At 58.4% G+C, this 18,221-nt stretch carries 15 protein-coding genes and 1 pseudogene; 6 read left to right on the top strand and 10 right to left on the bottom strand.

Features of this window, described 5'->3' with window-relative positions; translation table 11 throughout:
* The first annotated feature begins 268 nt into the window (after positions 1–268).
* Positions 269–895, top strand: coding sequence for a response regulator (locus QCL65_RS19405; protein WP_407311610.1), 627 nt, complete (start codon positions 269–271; stop codon positions 893–895).
* Here the strand turns inward: QCL65_RS19405 and QCL65_RS19400 are convergent.
* The 4 genes and pseudogenes from QCL65_RS19400 to metG form a co-directional block, all read right to left on the bottom strand.
* Positions 892–1,080, bottom strand: a complete 189-nt coding sequence (locus tag QCL65_RS19400) for a PA3496 family putative envelope integrity protein (protein ID WP_407311607.1) — start codon at positions 1,078–1,080, stop codon at positions 892–894. The genes QCL65_RS19405 and QCL65_RS19400 overlap by 4 nt on opposite strands.
* 106 nt (positions 1,081–1,186) lie before the next feature.
* Positions 1,187–1,825 carry an endonuclease III gene (nth, locus tag QCL65_RS19395; RefSeq protein ID WP_407311605.1) on the bottom strand — a complete coding sequence of 213 codons (639 nt, stop codon included), beginning with the start codon at positions 1,823–1,825 and terminating at the stop codon, positions 1,187–1,189.
* A 21-nt stretch (positions 1,826–1,846) separates the two neighbouring features.
* Positions 1,847–2,677, bottom strand: a pseudogene (locus tag QCL65_RS19390) (RnfABCDGE type electron transport complex subunit B); the annotation flags it as partial.
* A gap of 86 nt (positions 2,678–2,763) precedes the next feature.
* Complete coding sequence (gene metG, locus QCL65_RS19385; RefSeq protein WP_407311604.1) at positions 2,764–4,803, bottom strand: methionine--tRNA ligase; 2,040 nt, start codon at positions 4,801–4,803, stop codon at positions 2,764–2,766.
* Between the two features lie 170 nt (positions 4,804–4,973).
* Here metG and apbC point away from each other — a divergent pair, with 170 nt between their 5' ends.
* Positions 4,974–6,068, top strand: a complete 1,095-nt coding sequence (gene apbC / locus QCL65_RS19380; RefSeq protein ID WP_407311602.1) for an iron-sulfur cluster carrier protein ApbC — start codon at positions 4,974–4,976, stop codon at positions 6,066–6,068.
* A gap of 157 nt (positions 6,069–6,225) precedes the next feature.
* Here apbC and QCL65_RS19375 read toward each other — a convergent pair whose 3' ends face one another.
* The 6 genes from QCL65_RS19375 to QCL65_RS19350 form a co-directional block, all read right to left on the bottom strand.
* A complete protein-coding gene (locus QCL65_RS19375) occupies positions 6,226–7,473 on the bottom strand; it encodes a ribonucleotide-diphosphate reductase subunit beta (protein ID WP_407311600.1) in 1,248 nt (415 codons plus the stop codon).
* A gap of 566 nt (positions 7,474–8,039) precedes the next feature.
* Positions 8,040–8,639 carry a putative adenosine monophosphate-protein transferase Fic gene (locus QCL65_RS19370; protein WP_407311598.1) on the bottom strand — a complete coding sequence of 200 codons (600 nt, stop codon included), beginning with the start codon at positions 8,637–8,639 and terminating at the stop codon, positions 8,040–8,042.
* Entirely contained in the window at positions 8,639–8,809 is a 171-nt protein-coding gene (locus QCL65_RS19365) for a YhfG family protein (protein WP_407311596.1), read from the bottom strand. Before QCL65_RS19365 ends, QCL65_RS19370 begins: the two co-directional genes overlap by 1 nt.
* 90 nt (positions 8,810–8,899) lie before the next feature.
* Positions 8,900–9,223, bottom strand: a complete 324-nt coding sequence (locus QCL65_RS19360; RefSeq protein ID WP_407311594.1) for a DUF305 domain-containing protein — start codon at positions 9,221–9,223, stop codon at positions 8,900–8,902.
* Between the two features lie 177 nt (positions 9,224–9,400).
* A complete protein-coding gene (locus QCL65_RS19355; RefSeq protein ID WP_407311592.1) occupies positions 9,401–12,283 on the bottom strand; it encodes a ribonucleoside-diphosphate reductase subunit alpha in 2,883 nt (960 codons plus the stop codon).
* A gap of 655 nt (positions 12,284–12,938) precedes the next feature.
* Positions 12,939–13,649: a 4'-phosphopantetheinyl transferase gene (locus QCL65_RS19350; RefSeq protein WP_407311590.1), complete on the bottom strand. Its 711-nt coding sequence runs from the start codon at positions 13,647–13,649 to the stop codon at positions 12,939–12,941.
* Positions 13,650–13,839: 190 nt separating this feature from the next.
* On the opposite strand from QCL65_RS19350, the gene QCL65_RS19345 reads away from it, so the two are divergent.
* From QCL65_RS19345 to QCL65_RS19330, 4 genes are all read left to right on the top strand, one after another.
* Positions 13,840–14,442, top strand: a complete 603-nt coding sequence (locus QCL65_RS19345) for a hypothetical protein (RefSeq protein WP_407311588.1) — start codon at positions 13,840–13,842, stop codon at positions 14,440–14,442.
* A gap of 104 nt (positions 14,443–14,546) precedes the next feature.
* Positions 14,547–15,224, top strand: a complete 678-nt coding sequence (locus tag QCL65_RS19340; protein WP_407311586.1) for a response regulator — start codon at positions 14,547–14,549, stop codon at positions 15,222–15,224.
* Positions 15,221–16,567 (top strand): ATP-binding protein, encoded by a 1,347-nt coding sequence (locus QCL65_RS19335; protein WP_407311584.1) that lies wholly within the window; start codon positions 15,221–15,223, stop codon positions 16,565–16,567. The genes QCL65_RS19340 and QCL65_RS19335 overlap by 4 nt, the downstream gene beginning before the upstream one ends.
* Positions 16,568–16,866: 299 nt before the next feature.
* Complete coding sequence (locus tag QCL65_RS19330; RefSeq protein WP_407311582.1) at positions 16,867–18,204, top strand: dicarboxylate/amino acid:cation symporter; 1,338 nt, start codon at positions 16,867–16,869, stop codon at positions 18,202–18,204.
* The last annotated feature ends 17 nt before the right edge of the window (positions 18,205–18,221 follow it).

Below are 18,221 nucleotides of genomic sequence, written 5' to 3'. Positions count from 1 at the left end.
CAGGTTGACTGAGTTGTAAGAAAATACTCAATTGAAGCCTGCCGGTGGGTATGCAATGCTGAAGTTGCCTGGTTATAGCAGCTCGGTGTCAGCGCTCAAAAGAGCTAGATGGTTAGTTGTTTGGCGAGGATTTCTGTAGGAAATATCCTTCTCTAATGTAGGGCAGGTCTCTGCTCTTAGTGTCCGGTGAGTCAGCAATGCAAAGCGTCCAAGGACTAGGCTATTGTGCTGGCTCTAAAAAAACGAACAGCGAAAATTGGACTTGCTCATGAATAAAGTGTTGATCGTGGATGATCATCCTGTCATTCGTTTAGCGGTGCGTATCCTGATGGAACGCCACGGCTACGAGGTCATCGGAGAAACGGACAACGGAGTGGATGCATTGCAGCTGGCTCGTGAGCAAGAGCCCGACATTGTCATTCTGGACATCTGCATTCCCAAGCTCGACGGCCTGGAGGTCATTGCACGCCTTACCGCATCGGCCAAGCCTATCCGCGTCCTGGTTCTGACCTCCCAGGCCCCTGGGCATTTTTCCATGCGCTGCATGCAGACGGGCGCGGCGGGGTATGTGTGCAAACAGCAGGACCTCACCGAGCTGCTGAGTGCGATCAAGGCGGTATTGTCTGGCTACAGTTACTTTCCCAATCAGGCATTGCACTCCGTGCGAGCCAGCCTGGGCAAAGTGACTGAAACAGACATGGTAGAGCGCCTTTCAGGGCGCGAAATGATGGTCCTGCAGCAGTTGGCACGGGGGAAAAGTAACAAGGAAATAGCCGACGGCATGTTCCTCAGCAACAAGACCGTGAGCACCTACAAAACCCGCCTGTTACTCAAACTCAATGCCCGGTCGCTGGTCGACCTGATTGAGCTGGCGCAACGTCACGGCCTGGTTTAAAAATCGAAATCGTAGTCGGCCAGTTGTTTTTGCAGGCGGCGCTCTTCCAGTAGGTTGTCGATGGTTCGCCGCTTGTTCAGGTTGGTCTTGGCCACCTCAACCGGTGCCTCGGGTTCTTCTGCCTCAGGCTCGATTGCGATGAAGTCATCGTCCGCTTCCAGCTCTTCTTCTGTCGCCGCGCTCATGTTCAACTCCCCATAGTGGAATGCTGTTGGCGCACCTTATATCGGTAATATTCGGCGGGGTAAAAAAGTTTTTTTCAATCGGTTGATCGGTTTGGTTAATAGCGCCTCAATCGTCTGAGGTCTTGAGCTTGTAATCGCACAGGTCTTCTATTCGGCAACTGCCACAGCGTGGTTTACGTGCCTGGCATACGTAGCGCCCATGAAGGATCAGCCAATGGTGAGAGTCCAGAAGATAATCCTTGGGGACGAACTTCATCAGGTTACGCTCCACCTCCAGCACGTTCTTGCCCGGGGCCAGGCCCGTGCGGTTGCTGACGCGGAAAATATGGGTGTCGACCGCCATGGTCAGTTGCCTGAAGGCGGTGTTGAGCACTACGTTGGCGGTTTTGCGGCCCACCCCGGGCAGCGCTTCAAGTGCCGCACGCTCTGCGGGTACTTCGCCGCCATGCAGCTCCATCAAGCGCCGGCACGTTTCAATGACGTTCTTGGCTTTGCTGTTGTACAAGCCAATGGTCTTGATGTACTGCGACAAGCCTTCCACCCCCAGCGCGTAGATAGCAGCCGGTGTATTGGCCACCGGAAACAGCTTGGAAGTGGCCTTGTTGACCCCTACGTCGGTCGATTGGGCCGAGAGAATGACTGCGATCAGTAGTTCAAAAGGGGACGAATAGGCCAGCTCGGTTTTCGGCTCTGGGTTGTCCTCTTTCAACCTGCGAAATATCTCCAGGCGTTTTACGGCATTCACAATTCAACGGCCTCTTTCATCGGTTGGCGGGTTGGCCCCCGCTATCAGGCGTGTCAGAGCGGCTTCGGCCGCGTCGAGTTCCAATTGCAGCGCGCTCAAGCGGCTATGTTGGGTGGCGGTCGGTGGCGAACCGAAAGCCTTTAGCGATTTGTACAGTTGGGCACGGCTCATGCTAACAGCGCTTCTGGCCTTTTTAAGTTCGCTTTCAGCTGCTGCGGCCTTCTGTGCTCTGACCCTTTGCACAGCGGTCTGCCGCGCCTCGGGCGTGGGTAACGCTGCGACGGACGTGGGTTCCGGGCCTGGTGCTTGGGGCAGGCGCCGCGCTTGCTTGGCCTGGGCAAGCCGCGCGTTACGCTGTTCAAAACGTCGACGGGCCCGGGCACGGCGGGCCGAGCGGGCCTCCAGGGCCGCATCATTGTCGGCGAAGCCCGCTACCACGGGCGGCATGACGTCACTGGGCAGTGGCAGCATGTCGATACAGTCGACCGGACACGGCGCGACGCAGAGGTCACAACCTGTGCACTCGGCGGTGATCACGGTGTGCATGAGTTTGGCCGCGCCCATAATTGCATCCACTGGGCAGGCCTGGATGCACTTGGTGCAACCGATGCACTCAGCCTCCCGAATAAACGCCGTCTGCGGCGGTGCCAGCCCGCGCGTCGTGTCCACAGCCATGGTGGGCCTACCCAGGAGCGCCGACAGCGCTTGTACGGTCTCCTGGCCGCCTGGCGGGCATTTGTTGATTGCTTCGCCGGCGGCGATACCCTGAGCATAGGGCTCGCAGCCAGGGTGGCCGCATTTGCCGCACTGGGTCTGTGGTAGCAGGGCATCGATTCGATGTACGAGCAGCAGGTCGGGCATATCGCAGGCCTGAGAGCAGGAAACCCGCCGCCGCGATCGATCGCGGGGCAGGTTTCGTGGGCGGGCGCGGTGTCGGGTTATTTGATGCGCTGGCCTGGCTTGGCGCCGCTGTCCGGGCTCAGCAGGTAGATTTCTGTCCCGCCAGGGCCGGCGGCCATGACCATGCCTTCTGATACACCGAAGCGCATTTTGCGCGGTTTGAGGTTGGCGATCATCATGGTCAGGCGACCTTCGAGCGCGGCCGGGTCTGGATAGGCGCTCTTGATCCCCGAAAACACATTACGTTGTTCGTCGCCGATGTCGAGGGTCAGGCGCAGCAGCTTGTCAGCCCCTTCCACTGCTTCAGCCTTGACGATCAGCGCCACGCGCAAATCGATGGCGGCGAAGGCGTCGAAATCGATTTCAGGCGACAGTGGGTCCTTGGCCAATTCCCCATTGCCCGCCGCTGCGGTTGGCTGGGTGGCGGTCAAATCCTCTTTGGACGCGTCGCTCATGGCCTGAATTTTCACCGGGTCAATGCGGGTCATCAGTGCTTTGAAGGCATTCAGCGGGTGGCCCACCAGCCGCGTGCGATGGTCGTTCCAGGTCAGCGGCGCGACGTTGAGAAACGCCTCGGCGTCGGCGGCCAGCAGCGGCAGTACCGGTTTGAGGAAAATCACCAGTTGCCGGAATAGATTGATCCCGACACTGCAGATTGCCTGAACCTCGGCTTGCTTGCCTTCCTGCTTGGCCAGCGCCCATGGGGCCTTGTCGGCGATCCAGGCGTTGGCGCGGTCGGCCAAGGCCATGATTTCACGCATGGCGCGGGCGAAGTCGCGAGCTTCATAGGCCTCGGCGATGCTGGGGGCCGCCGCGAGGAATGCTTCGGTCAGCTCCGGGGCCGCGTCTTCGCTGGCCATTACGCCGGCATTGCCTTTATGGATAAAGCCCGCGCAACGGCTAGCGATGTTGACGACTTTGCCCACCAGGTCGGAATTGACCTTCTGCACGAAATCTTCGAGGTTCAGGTCCAGGTCGTCGACGCCACGGCCGAGCTTCGATGCGTAGTAGTAGCGCAGGTATTCCGGTGACAAATGGTCAAGGTAGGTGCGCGCTTTGATGAAGGTGCCACGCGACTTGGACATCTTCTGCCCATTGACCGTGAGGTAGCCGTGCACATTCAGAGCTGTGGGTTTGCGGTAGCCTGCGCCTTCGAGCATGGCAGGCCAGAACAGCGCATGGAAGTTGACGATGTCTTTGCCGATGAAATGGTACAGCTCGGCCGTCGAGTCCTTGCCCCAGAACGCGTCGAAATCGAGCTCCGGGCGGCGCGCGCAGAGGTTCTGAAAGCTCGCCATGTAACCGATGGGTGCATCCAGCCAGACATAGAAATATTTGCCGGGCTCGCCAGGGATCTCGAAGCCGAAGTACGGCGCGTCGCGGGAGATGTCCCACTCCTGCAGGCCGGCATCCAGCCACTCGGCGATCTTGTTGGCCACCGCCTCCTGCAGGCTGCCGCTGCGGGTCCAGCCTTCGAGCATTTTCTGGAAGTCGGGGAGCTTGAAGAAAAAGTGCTGTGAGTCTTTCAGCACGGGCGTGGCGCCAGAGATGGCTGACTTAGGGTCTTTCAGCTCGGTAGGGGCGTAGGTAGCGCCGCATTTTTCGCAGTTGTCGCCGTACTGGTCTTCAGCCGCGCATTTGGGGCAGGTGCCCTTGATGAAGCGGTCGGCCAGGAACATTTGTTTGTCCGGGTCGAAATATTGCGTGATCGAGCGCGTAGCGATGTGCCCGGCGTCACGTAACTTGAGGTAAATATGCGAGGACAGCGTGCGGTTTTCTTCGGCATGGGTCGAGTGAAAATTGTCGAAGTCGACCAGGAAATCGGCGAAGTCGGCGCTGTGTTCAGCCTGCACATTGGCGATTAACTGCTCTGGGGTGATGCCTTCTTTTTCTGCCCGCAACATGATGGCCGAGCCATGGGCGTCGTCTGCACAGACATAGATACACTGGTTGCCGCGGTGCTTTTGAAAGCGCACCCACATGTCGGTCTGGATGTACTCGAGCATATGGCCAAGGTGAATGGAGCCATTGGCATAGGGCAGGGCGCTGGTGACGAGGATCTGGCGTGGCTCGGACATGGGGCTCGGCTACTTGAAGTCAAACGAAGACCGAACACTATAAAGGCCTGGCGGTTTTTTTTCATCCCGGGTTTGCTTGGCGAGGCGGTCAAGCCTGAGATTTTGTGTCAGTGAAGTCTCGACGGGGTAGGATAGCGGCCTGTTTCATTCAGTCTTAATCGGGAGTCTTCATGAGCGCCGTCAATCGCGCAGCGGTAGAAGCCGTGCTTCGCCAATACACCGACCCATACCTGAATCAGGACCCTGTCAGCGCAGGCTGCCTGCGTGCCATCGACATCGATGGCAGCCGCGTACGTGTGCTGCTCGAGCTGGGCTATGCCGCCGGTTTGTTCAAGAAGGGCTGGGCGCAGGTTTTGCAGTTGGCCATCGAAGGGCTGGAAGGCGTCACGTCAGCTCAGGTGGACATCCAGTGCGTGATCGCGGCGCATAAATCCCAGGCGCAGATTCCGGCCATGGGCAATGTGAAGAACATCGTCGCCGTGGCGTCCGGCAAAGGCGGGGTGGGCAAATCCACCACCGCCGCCAACTTGGCCCTGGCCCTGGCCCGAGAGGGCGCCAAGGTGGGTATTCTCGATGCCGATATCTATGGCCCCAGCCAGGGCGTCATGTTCGGGATTGCCGAGGGCACCCGGCCCAAGGTCAAGGACCAGAAATGGTTCTTGCCCATTGAGGCCCATGGCGTTGAAGTGATGTCCATGGCTTTTCTGACCGACGACAACACCCCAATGGTTTGGCGCGGCCCTATGGTGTCCGGCGCACTTTTGCAACTGATCACCCAGACCGCCTGGAATGACCTGGATTACCTGGTCATTGATATGCCGCCGGGCACCGGTGACATCCAACTGACCCTGGCCCAGAAAGTCCCGGTGGCTGGCGCCGTGATCGTGACCACCCCCCAAGACTTGGCCTTGCTCGACGCGAAAAAAGGCGTGGAAATGTTCCGTAAGGTGCATATCCCGGTGCTCGGCGTCGTGGAAAACATGGCCGTGCACATCTGCTCGCAGTGCGGCCATGCCGAGCATCTGTTCGGCGAAGGCGGTGGGGAGAAACTGGCGGCGCAATACGGCGTGGAGTTGCTCGCTTCGCTGCCCCTGTCGATGCTGGTTCGCGAACAGGCAGACGGCGGCAAGCCCACCGCCGCGGCAGAGCCGGAAAGCCAGATCGCTATGGTGTATCAAGAGCTGGCTCGGCATGTTGGGGCACGGATCGTATTGCAGGAGGCGACGACGACCGCCATGCCGAGTATTACGGTTAGCGATGATTGATCCAGGGTAAAGATCGGGGGCGAGCCCCCTCCTACGTGATCTCCAATATGCCGCCAACCGTAGGAGGGGGCTCGCCCCCGAGCTCTACCCGCAACACGCCCAATAAAAAAGGCCGCCTCACGGCGACCTCTTTTAATATTTCACTCGAATCAAACCCTCAATCCCAGCTCAAAGCCCCGCCAGTTTGATACTCGATCACGCGGGTCTCGAAGAAGTTTTTCTCTTTCTTCAAGTCCATGATCTCGCTCATCCATGGGAATGGGTTGGTGGTGCCTGGGTATTCTTCTTTCAGGCCAATCTGCGACAAGCGACGGTTGGCGATGAACCGCAGGTAGTCTTCCATCATGGCCGCGTTCATGCCCAGCACGCCGCGGGGCATGGTGTCGCGGGCGTATTCGATTTCCAGCTGAGTGCCTTGCAGGATCATCTGCGTGGCTTCTTCTTTCATCTCGGCATCCCACAAGTGCGGGTTTTCGATCTTGATCTGGTTGATCACGTCGATACCGAAGTTCAGGTGCATGGATTCGTCGCGCAGGATGTATTGGAACTGCTCGGCGACGCCGGTCATTTTATTGCGGCGGCCCATGGAAAGGATCTGAGTGAAGCCACAATAGAAGAACACACCTTCCAGTACGCAGTAGTAGGCGATCAGGTTACGCAGTAGCTCTTTGTCGGTTTCGACGGTGCCGGTTTCGAACTTCGGGTCCGAGATAGAGCGGGTGTACTTGAGGCCCCAGGCGGCTTTTTTCGCCACTGAAGGGATCTCGTGGTACATGTTGAAGATCTCGCCTTCATCCATGCCCAACGATTCGATGCAGTATTGGTAGGCGTGGGTGTGGATCGCTTCTTCGAAGGCCTGGCGCAGGATGTACTGGCGGCACTCCGGGTTGGTGATCAGGCGGTAAACGGCCAATACCAGGTTGTTGGCAACCAGGGAGTCGGCGGTGGAGAAGAAGCCCAGGTTACGCATGACGATACGACGCTCGTCGTCGGTCAGGCCTTCCGGGTCGCGCCATACGGCGATGTCGGCGGTCATGTTGACCTCTTGCGGCATCCAGTGGTTGGCGCAGCCGTCCAGGTACTTCTGCCAGGCCCAGTCGTACTTGAATGGCACCAGTTGGTTAAGGTCGGCGCGGCAGTTGATCATGCGCTTTTCGTCGACCGCAACACGAGCTGCGGAGCCTTCGAGTTCAGCCAGGCCCTCAGCGACGTCAAGTTTGTCGAGGGCGGCTTTGGCTTTGGCAATGGCGGCGGAGTCGCTCGCAGTCACGGCGCGCGCTTCTTGGGCGGCGGCACCGCCGGCGCTGTCGAGCTTGTCCATCGCGGCTTCGTTGGCGTGGCCGGCGTTGGTGCCGCGTACGGCAACTTCGCCGTCTTCTTTGTCGAATTCGTCCCAGCTCAGCATGGTGAGGATGCTCCTGCTTGAGGGCCACGTTTGGTGTGGCCGCTTGGATTTAGTAGTGGTCGACCTGCGGTGTCGTGCACGCTTCAGGCAATTGCTTTTGCGGGAAGGCTAGGCCCGCCGATTTTTTGAATTTGGGTTCAACTCGGGATACGGCTACGTGCCGTAGAGACTGCATATCTCAAGCAGGACGATGTATCGACCAGGCTAGCAACCAGGTTGACGGCACCGGACTTGGGAGTGCTGATAGTCATGCGTCAAGCCCCTCCCGAAATGCGGCAATTATACTGAGTTTCCCGCCTGAGTGTTTGCTACGAGAGAAATCTCTACCTCTGCCTCACTCGTTTGGAACGGCAAATGCGGAGATGGGCGTAAAGCTCATAGCACTGGCTCTGAATCGCGCATATGGTGTTTTTTTCTAGCGAGGACACAAGATATAGGTTTTTTCCGTTGGTGTGAAGGCCTTCGAGTGCTGCGATCGCCCCGATCACAACCAGGCTGATAGACACTCATTCAGACAGAAGTTAGAAAGCCTGCTATTCATGCATATTGGCCCGTTATCTTCATAGTCAGCCGGCGATAGGTGGACCAATGCAACGATCAAAAATCTGCATCAACCCTCGATAATCACAGACCACAGCGTCGATGTTCGCCTGCGTCCACTCGCCCGGATCTATCGCCCACCAGCTGATTTCATAGCCTAGGTTGACGATAATGTGTTCGAACATAATGCGTTGAGCTCTGCCGTTGCCTTCCCGAAAAGGATGGACCACATTCAAATCGCCGAACAATTGCGCGACTTTGTTCAACAGCTGGATGCGCTCCAAGCCGATGAACCAATTGGCTTGCGCGAAGCTTGCAAATAGTTTTTTTGCTTCTGGTTCGATGCGCACGGCCGTGCAGAAATGGGTGGTGTCCTTGGAAATATCGACGTGACGGATTTCTCCTGCCCATTCATACAGATGGGCAAAAAGCGCCGAGTGAATCTTTTTTAAGTACTCAAGATCGTAGGGCGGTGGTGAGAATTCGATCTCTGCTGCAGCAATATGGGTCAGTTCCGTTTCTGCTTCGGCCAGCACCTTTTCATTCTTGATTCCCAGGCGGTTACGAAGCGTTCCGCTGCCTGGGTAGCAATAGGGGTCTTGCCCAGCACCGTATTTGTCCAGCATCAGTCATGCTTTTGGCGGTAAGTGCGTAGCACTGATTCGAGCGTAGGCAGTGGACGTTCAGCATCGCGCGGGGTCGTGTCGAAACCTTCCAGGCGCAGGCTCGCCGCGTAGTTGGATCGGCGGGTTTTCTCGCAATAGGCTTTTTTAACTTGAAGTTCGGTAGGGGCCATGAGGGTGACTGTCCTGAATGCCAAGTCGAAAATTATAGCCGAAAAGGTGCCAGAGCGCTGAGTCGCATCCCTGGCGTGGGAGTTGGACCATTACTTCTTGTGATTCTTCACCCACGTTTCCATCTGGTCGATTTCGGCCTGCTGGGCTTTGATGATGTCTTCGGCCAGCTTGCGCATTTCGGCGTCTTTTCCATATTTCAGCTCGATCTTGGCCATGTCCAGGGCCGCTCGGTGATGGGCGAGCATGCCTTTGGCGAACGCGACGTCGGGGTCCTTCTCCATTTGGCCGTCGTGCATGGATTTCTGCATGGTGTCCATGGAGGTCATGTACTCATGCTGCATGGGCGACATTTCGGCAGCGAAGGCGGGGGCGCTAAGGCAGGTCACGAGCAGGGCGGCGGTTAGGGTTTTCATAAGGCTGGCCTGGTTGGGTGGGGGTATTGGGTTGACGCTGAGGGGCGGTGGAAGGTTCCGGTGATGTGGAAGGGCTCGGGGGCAAGACCCCCTCCTACGGTTCGCGACATATTCATATATAAATAGGTCGCTAATTGTAGGAGGGGGTCTTGCCCCCGAGCCCTTCCCAGGTTCAGCTTACTGGCAGGCTTCGCAATCCGGCTCGTCGATGGCGCAGGCCTTCGGCACGGGGGCTGGGCCGGCGGCCTGGACTGGGGCACTGTCGCCGCCGCTGGACACCGCGTTAAGTTTGCCGGTGCTGATGGTCGACTTCTCGGTGCTGGTCGCGGCCAGGGCACGGAGGTAGTAAGTGGTTTTCAGGCCACGGTACCAAGCCATGCGGTAGGTCACGTCGAGCTTCTTGCCCGAAGCACCGGCAATGTAGAGGTTCAACGACTGGGCCTGATCGATCCACTTCTGGCGGCGGCTGGCGGCGTCAACGATCCACTTGGTGTCCACTTCGAACGCGGTCGCGTAGAGCGCTTTGAGTTCTTGCGGAATACGCTCGATCTGCTGCACCGAACCGTCGTAGTACTTCAGGTCGTTGATCATGACCGAGTCCCACAGCCCGCGAGCTTTGAGGTCGCGCACCAGGTACGGGTTGATCACGGTGAATTCGCCCGACAGGTTCGATTTCACATAGAGGTTCTGGTAGGTCGGTTCGATCGACTGCGATACGCCGGTGATGTTGGCGATGGTGGCAGTCGGTGCGATGGCCATGATGTTGGAGTTACGAATGCCTTTTTGTACGCGGGCACGGACCGGCGCCCAGTCAAGGCTTTCGTTCAGGTCGACATCAATGTATTTCTGGCCACGGGATTCGATCAGAATCTGTTGCGAGTCCAGCGGCAGGATGCCTTTTGACCACAGCGAACCCTGGAACGTCTCGTAAGCGCCACGCTCGTCGGCCAGGTCGCAGGAAGCCTGAATCGCGTAATAGCTGACAGCCTCCATGGACTTGTCAGCAAACTCTACTGCAGCGTCCGAGCCGTAGGGGATGTGCTGCAAATACAGCGCGTCCTGGAAGCCCATGATGCCCAAGCCCACTGGGCGGTGCTTGAAGTTAGAGTTCTTGGCCTGGGGCACCGAGTAGTAGTTGATGTCGATCACGTTGTCGAGCATGCGCACGGCGGTGTTGATCGTGCGCTGCAGCTTGGCGGTGTCGAGCTTGCCGGCCACGATGTGGTTAGGCAGATTGATCGAGCCCAAGTTGCAAACGGCGATTTCGTCCTTGTTGGTGTTCAAGGTGATCTCGGTGCACAGGTTCGAGCTGTGCACGACACCCACGTGCTGCTGCGGGCTGCGCAGGTTGCACGGGTCTTTGAAAGTCAACCAAGGGTGGCCGGTTTCGAACAGCATGGAGAGCATTTTACGCCACAGGTCTTTAGCCTGGATGGTCTTGAACAGCTTGACCTTGCCTGGGTACTCGGTCAGTGCTTCGTAGTACTCGTAGCGCTCTTCGAAGGCTTTGCCGGTCAGGTCGTGCAGGTCAGGCACTTCGGAAGGCGAGAACAGCGTCCATTTGCCATCGTCGAACACGCGCTTCATGAACAGGTCGGGAATCCAGTTCGCGGTGTTCATGTCGTGGGTACGGCGGCGATCGTCACCGGTGTTTTTGCGCAGCTCGATGAACTCTTCAATGTCCATGTGCCAGGTTTCCAGGTAGGCACACACCGCGCCTTTGCGCTTGCCACCCTGGTTGACGGCCACGGCCGTGTCGTTGACCACTTTGAGGAACGGCACGACACCCTGGGATTTGCCGTTGGTGCCCTTGATATAAGAGCCCAGCGCGCGCACAGGGGTCCAGTCGTTGCCCAGGCCCCCGGCGAATTTGGACAACATGGCGTTGTCGTGGATCGCGTGGTAGATGCCTGAAAGGTCGTCCGGCACGGTGGTCAAATAGCAGCTGGACAACTGCGGGCGCAGGGTGCCGGCGTTGAACAGAGTGGGCGTGGACGCCATGTAGTCGAACGACGACAGCAGGTTGTAGAACTCGATCGCACGGTCTTCTTTGTGCTTTTCTTCGATGGCCAGGCCCATGGCCACGCGCATGAAGAAGATCTGCGGCAGTTCGAAACGTACGCCGTCCTTGTGGATAAAGTAACGGTCATACAGGGTCTGTAGGCCCAGGTAGGTAAACTGCTGGTCGCGCTCGTGGTTGATCGCCTTGCCCAGTTTTTCCAGGTCGAAAGTGGCCAGTACCGGGTTCAGCAGCTCGTACTGGATGCCTTTGGCGATGTACGCAGGCAAGGCCTTGGCGTACAGGTCGACCATCTCGTGGTGAGTGGCGCTATCGGCCACTTCGAGGAAGCTCAGGCCTTCGGCGCGCAGGGTGTCCATCAGCAGGCGGGCGGTGACGAACGAATAGTTTGGCTCGCGCTCGACCAGGGTACGAGCGGTCATGACCAGCGCCGTATTGACGTCGGTCAACGCTACGCCGTCGTAGAGGTTCTTCAGGGTTTCTTTCTGGATCAGCTCGCCATCGACTTCTTCCAGGCCTTCGCAGGCCTCGGTGATGATGGTGTTCAGACGGCCCATGTCGAGGGGCTCGAGGTTGCCATCTGCGCGGGTGATGCGAATGCTCGGGTGCGGTTGCGCCGGACCGTCGTTGTTGCTGCGGGTGGCGCGCTCTTTGGAGCGGGCGTCGCGGTAGATGACGTAGTCGCGGGCAACTTTCTGCTCGCCTGCACGCATCAGGGCCAGTTCGACCTGGTCCTGGATTTCTTCGATGTGGATGGTGCCGCCAGAGGGCATGCGCCGCTTGAAGGTCGCCGAGACCTGTTCGGTCAGGCGCGCGACGGTATCGTGGATGCGCGACGAGGCGGCGGCGGTACCGCCTTCAACTGCGAGAAACGCTTTGGTGATGGCGACGGTGATCTTGTCATCGGTGTAGGGCACGACGGTGCCGTTACGCTTGATCACACGCAGCTGGCCTGGGGCGGTGGCGGCTAGATCCTGGTTCGAATCCGATGCCTGCGGCGCCTTGGCCTGCGGGTTCTCGCGAGTTGTATCGGTCTGCATGGGTGTCTCCACGTTCTTTATGTTGGATGAGGCCCCGTTCGGGTGCCTGCCGTTCTGCCCTGAAACAATGAAACTCCGTCAGCCCACACCGGTTCGAGGTGGGGCCGTCGGCATTGAATGCCTCGGGACAGTGGGGAAAGCGCGGTACGCCGCCGATCCCTGGCCGAAGCGATGGCGGCCAGGTTGAGCCCGGCCGCCGAGGTTCTGTACATACATGTGCCGCTCTCCAAGAAGAGGGCACCCGTTGCCTGCCGTTCATTGGGCATGGCGTGAAATTCTTTGGGCAAACTCATAAAAACATGGCCATGAGGGCTTGAGTTTGGCGTTTGAGTTGTGCTTGGTTTTTAGCGTAAAACCCAACATGTAGTGTTTTCCCAAGCGCGGGATACAAGATAAAGCGGTCTGAGGCCTATTGCAAGATTGTCGGCTGTGGATAACGTGTGAGTATTTTGTGCGCGAAAGGTCTTGCATCCGTGTAGGCCGCATCTGGCTTGGCTGAGGGTCGAATACACCGTTGGTCAGGGTTCACTTTCGCGCTTTACCGCTTGAGTTCGGCTAGCACAACACGTGCCTATCGCGCCGGTTGCCACCTGAAGCCTCTATGGCCCCCGCGAATTGGCACGTTGGGCGCCTCAGGGTAAATGCGCAGCCAGGCTCACGCGGCCACGCTGACCAAACTCAGCAAGTGCCCTTCGTGCAGGCAGAACTGGCCGTCCAGTTCCACCCCGCTGCGCCATTCGGCCGACAGGTCGGTCAATAAACGCAGCCTGGCGTGGCCTTGCTCGTCCCATTCCAGCAGCTCGGCATGCTCGAAATAAAACCGCTTCTGGACAATGGGGTAGAGCGCTTTGAACAGGCTTTCCTTGAGTGAAAACGTCAAGGTCACGCTCATTGCCAGCTGGCTGGGCGCCAGGCGCTGCAACTCGGAGGGGGTCAAAATCTCGCCCATCAAGCGTTCGGCACGCTCCACCGGCAGTAGGGGCTCGGCGTCCAGCCCGAGGCCGCGATAGTCAATTTGCTTGGCGACCACTGCAGCGGCCCAACCCTGGCCATGGGTGATCGAACCACAGTGCTGGGCAGACCAGACGGGCGCGCGGTCTTCGCCAATTTGTGGGGTATAACCCAGACCATCGAGTTGGCGCAGAGCATGCCGGGCACACACCCTGCCGCTGAGAAATTCCGCTTGGCGCTTGGGTACCGAGCGTTGCACGGACGGCGGCGGTGCAATCCCGGCGCTGATGAAATCGTCGGGTGCCATTTGCGTAGGGTCGAAATGCAAACTGGCCAGCACCGCGCCGGGCAGGGCGGTGGGCAATGGCCAATGCAATTGCAGCGGGCTGCAACAGCGGGGAAGGGCAATATTCATGGGGGCGCATTTTGCCGGATTATCCGGCCGCTAGCGAGAGGCCCTGGCGGACCGAGTGCGCGCGGCAGGTGGGAGGCATTGCCTGAAATTGGTTCAGGCGTGGTTCAGAGAGGGTTCAGCCGATGTTCAGCGAAGCTTCCCTATTCTGGCGCCACACCAAACCAAAGCGCCTTGTCGCGAAGGAGACACCATGAACCACTTCAAAAAATTGATGGCTGCCGCTGCACTGGCTAGCAGCAGTGTTCTGGCCCAGGCTGCCGACGATACATTCATCGGCCTGACCTACGGCAAGACCGATAACAAAATCACCAAGTCCAGCCAGCTCGACAAAAATCTGGATAACCCCAACGTCAATGGCGTGATCGGCAGTGAGGGCACCTGGGGTCTGCGCCTCGGCCAGCAGAATGACGTCGGCCGCTACTATGTCACCTACGACAACGTATCCGGTAGCCACAATGGCGTCCGTTTGCGCCAAGAGAATCTGCTGGGCAGCTACGATCTGTTTTTCCCCGCCGCCACTGGGACTAAACTTTTCCTAGGGGGCAGCGCAGGCACTACCAAGCTTAGCCAGGAGTCCAAGGGCTATAGCCGTGACACCAATTACGGTTATGCCTTCGGCGTACAGGCGGGTCTTTTGCAACAAGTCAGCGACAATATGTCGATGGAACTGGGGTATCGTTACCTGCGTACCAACGCTAGCGTAGAAATGGTCCCCCATGGCGCTCGCAAAGCTGGCTCTATGGACCTGAGCAGTACTGGCCAAATGTACGTATCCGCTAACTACGCGTTTTAGGTTAAACGCAAACCGCCGGGCCATCGCGATCATCGTGGGCCCGGCGTTTTCGTGTGTGCAGGCTAGGTGCGAGCAGCGCTGTCACAGAGGGAGGACAAGCATTTATGAAACTGCTGGTGGTCGAAGACGAAGCCTTGTTACGTCATCATTTGCGTACCCGCCTCGGCGAAAGTGGCCACGTGGTGGAGGCGGTGGCGAACGCCGAAGAGGCGCTATACCAGGCTGAACAGTTCAACCACGATTTGGCAGTGATCGACCTGGGTCTGCCGGGCATGGGGGGGCTGGATCTCATCCGGCAGTTGCGCAGCCAGGGCCAGGTGTTTCCCATCCTTATCCTCACCGCACGGGGTAATTGGCAAGATAAAGTAGAAGGCCTGGCGGCGGGGGCCGACGATTATGTGGTCAAGCCTTTCCAGTTCGAAGAGTTGGAAGCGCGGATGAACGCTTTGTTGCGGCGCAGCAGTGGCTTCATCCAGTCAACCATCAGCGCAGGGCCCTTGGCCCTCGACCTCAACCGCAAGCAGGCGACCCTCGGCGAGCAGCCAGTGGCGCTCACCGCTTTTGAATACCGCATCCTCGAATACCTCATGCGCCACCACCAGCAGGTGGTGCCCAAGGAGCGCCTGATGGAACAGTTATATCCAGACGACGACGAGCGCGATCCCAATGTGATCGAAGTACTGGTAGGCCGCTTGCGGCGCAAGATCGAGGGCCCGCACGGGTTTCGACCTATCGATACGGTGCGGGGGATGGGCTACCTGTTCACCGAGCGCTGCCGGTGATCCGTTCGCTGCGGCTGCGTCTGATGTTGGCCGGCGCGTTGCTGGCAGTGTTGTTCATGTTGGGCCTTCTACCTGCGTTGCAGAAGGCCTTCAGCCTGGCCTTGCAGGAGTCCATCGAGCAGCGCCTGGCCTCCGATGTGACCACGCTGATTTCCGCTGCGCGCATCGAAAATGGTCGTCTGCAAATGCCCAGTGTGTTGCCGGATGAGCAGTTCAACCTGCCCGATGGCGGCCTGCTCGGCTATATCTATGACCGCAACGGTGCTCTGGTCTGGCGCTCGCGGGCGACGGCCGAGGAAAACATCAACTATCAACCACGCTACGACGGCCGAGGCACCGAATTCGCGCATATTCGCCAGGCCGATGGCGAGGAGTTCTTCGTTTACGATGTGGAGGTGAAGTTGCTCGGTGGGCGTAGCGCGGCCTACAGCATCGTCGCCCTGCAGCCGGTGCGCGAATATCAGAAAATCATCAGTGTGTTGCGCAAAGACCTGTTCTTGGGATTCGGAGCGGCGCTGATTGCGTTGCTGTTTTTGCTCTGGATCGGCATGACCTGGGGGCTGCGCGCCTTACGCCAGCTCAGCCGCGAGCTGGACGAAGTCGAGGCGGGCAACCGCGACGGCTTGAGTGAGGAGCACCCGCGGGAGCTGTTGCGCTTGACCAACTCGTTGAACCGCCTGTTGCGGCACGAGCGTCATCAGCGCGAACGTTATCGTCATTCCTTGGACGACTTGGCCCACAGCCTGAAAACCCCGCTGGCCGTGTTGCAGAGTGTCAGCGAGACCATCGCCTTACGCCCGCAAGACATCGAACAAGCCCGGATCCTGCAAACCCAAATCGAGCGCATGAGCCAGCAGATTGGCTACCAATTGCAACGTGCCAGCCTGCGCAAGAGTGGCCTGGTACGTCACCGGGTCGAGTTGCAGCCCTTGCTCGACAGCTTGTGCAGCACATTGGACAAGGTTTACCGCGACAAGCAGGTGGCGGTGAGCTTCACCATACCTGCGCAAAGCTATGTGCCGATCGAGCAGGGTGCTCTGTTGGAGATGTTAGGCAATCTGTTGGAAAACGCCTACCGCTTATGCCTGAGCCAAGTGCACGTCAGCCTGGCCTGGTCGGAAGATGGCCTGGAGTTATGCGTGGAAGACGACGGCCCAGGCGTACCTGCCGACCAGCGGGCGCGTATTCTGCAACGGGGAGAACGCCTTGACCGGCAAAACCCTGGCCAAGGCATCGGGCTGGCCGTGGTCAAAGACATTATCGAAAGTTACGACGCGCAACTTACCCTCGAACAATCCTCTCTGGGCGGCGCAGCCTTCCGCATCCGTTTTAAAAATACCTGAAACCGATACCAGGACAAATGTGGGCGGCGGATTACCGCCATCTCCATGGGATCCAGCTGAAATAAGGGCGGAAACCCGCCAGAATTTCTGCTGCGATGATGGCCATATTGATGGCACCTACCGCTACACCCCCCGGATACAGACACTTCCTCGATTTTGGCGCGGGCCTTGCAATGCATCCTGCAGAGCTGCCATCGCGCAGTTCGCCCAAAACAAATCCCTCCATCACTAGGAGGGTCGTGCTTAAAGTGTTGCAAGTACCCAGGAACGGGTGCGAGCGATACATTGAGGAACTTGCAATGACGACTCGTCAGCCACTGTACAAATCGCTGTATTTCCAGGTGATCGTCGCGATCATCATCGGTATTCTGATCGGCCACTTCTATCCGCAAGCGGCGGTTAAACTCAAGCCATTAGGCGATGGGTTTATCAAACTGATCAAAATGGTCATCGCCCCTATCATTTTCTGTACGGTCGTCAGCGGCATCGCTGGCATGCAGAGCATGAAATCGGTAGGCAAGACCGGTGGCTACGCGCTGCTGTATTTCGAAATCGTTTCTACCCTGGCGTTGGTGATCGGCCTGGTCGTCGTCAACGTAGTCAAGCCCGGCGCTGGCATGCACATCGATGTCTCCACCCTGGATGCGTCGAAGATCGCCGGCTATGTGAGCCAAGGTGCGGATCAAAGCATCATCGGTTTTCTGCTTAACGTAATTCCTAACACTATCGTTGGTGCGTTCGCCACGGGCGATATCCTGCAAGTGCTGATGTTCTCGGTGATCTTCGGTTTTGCCCTGCATCGCCTGGGTTCCTACGGCAAGCCGTTGTTGGACATCATCGATCGCTTCGCCCACGCGATGTTCAACATCATCAACATGATCATGAAACTGGCGCCCATCGGTGCGTTCGGGGCCATGGCGTTCACCATCGGTGCCTATGGTGTAGGGTCGCTGGTGCAGCTGGGTCAGTTGATGATCTGCTTCTACGTGACATGCGTTGCCTTCGTGCTGATCGTGCTGGGCGCCATCGGCCGCGCCCACGGGTTCAGCATCCTCAAGCTGATCCGCTACATCCGTGAGGAACTGTTGATCGTGCTGGGTACTTCCTCCTCGGAATCGGCCCTGCCGCGTATGCTGATCAAGATGGAGCGTCTGGGCGCGAAGAAATCAGTAGTGGGTCTGGTGATCCCTACTGGCTACTCGTTCAACCTGGATGGCACGTCGATCTACCTGACCATGGCTGCAGTGTTCATCGCCCAAGCGACCGATACCACCATGGACATCACTCACCAGATCACTTTGCTGGCAGTGTTGCTGCTGTCCTCCAAGGGCGCTGCTGGTGTGACCGGTAGTGGTTTTATCGTGTTGGCTGCCACGCTGTCGGCTGTAGGCCAACTGCCTGTCGCCGGCTTGGCGCTGATCCTGGGCATCGACCGCTTCATGTCGGAAGCGCGCGCACTGACCAACCTGGTGGGTAACGCCGTGGCTACCTTGGTTGTTGCCAAGTGGGTCGGTGAGCTGGATACCAATCAGATGGATGCCGAGCTGGCTTCCGGTGGCCGTGCCATCGTCGACGGTCGTCCTGATGATGACTTGGGTGTCGCTGAAGGTCCTGCGCCAACCACGCCACAGGTGTAAGAAAACAGAAAATCGGG

Source organism: Pseudomonas sp. nanlin1, assembly GCF_045571515.1.
Classification (GTDB): Bacteria; Pseudomonadota; Gammaproteobacteria; order Pseudomonadales; family Pseudomonadaceae; genus Aquipseudomonas.
The sequence above is the reverse complement of the archived record's forward strand: the minus strand, read 5'-3'. Positions and strand labels throughout refer to the sequence as shown.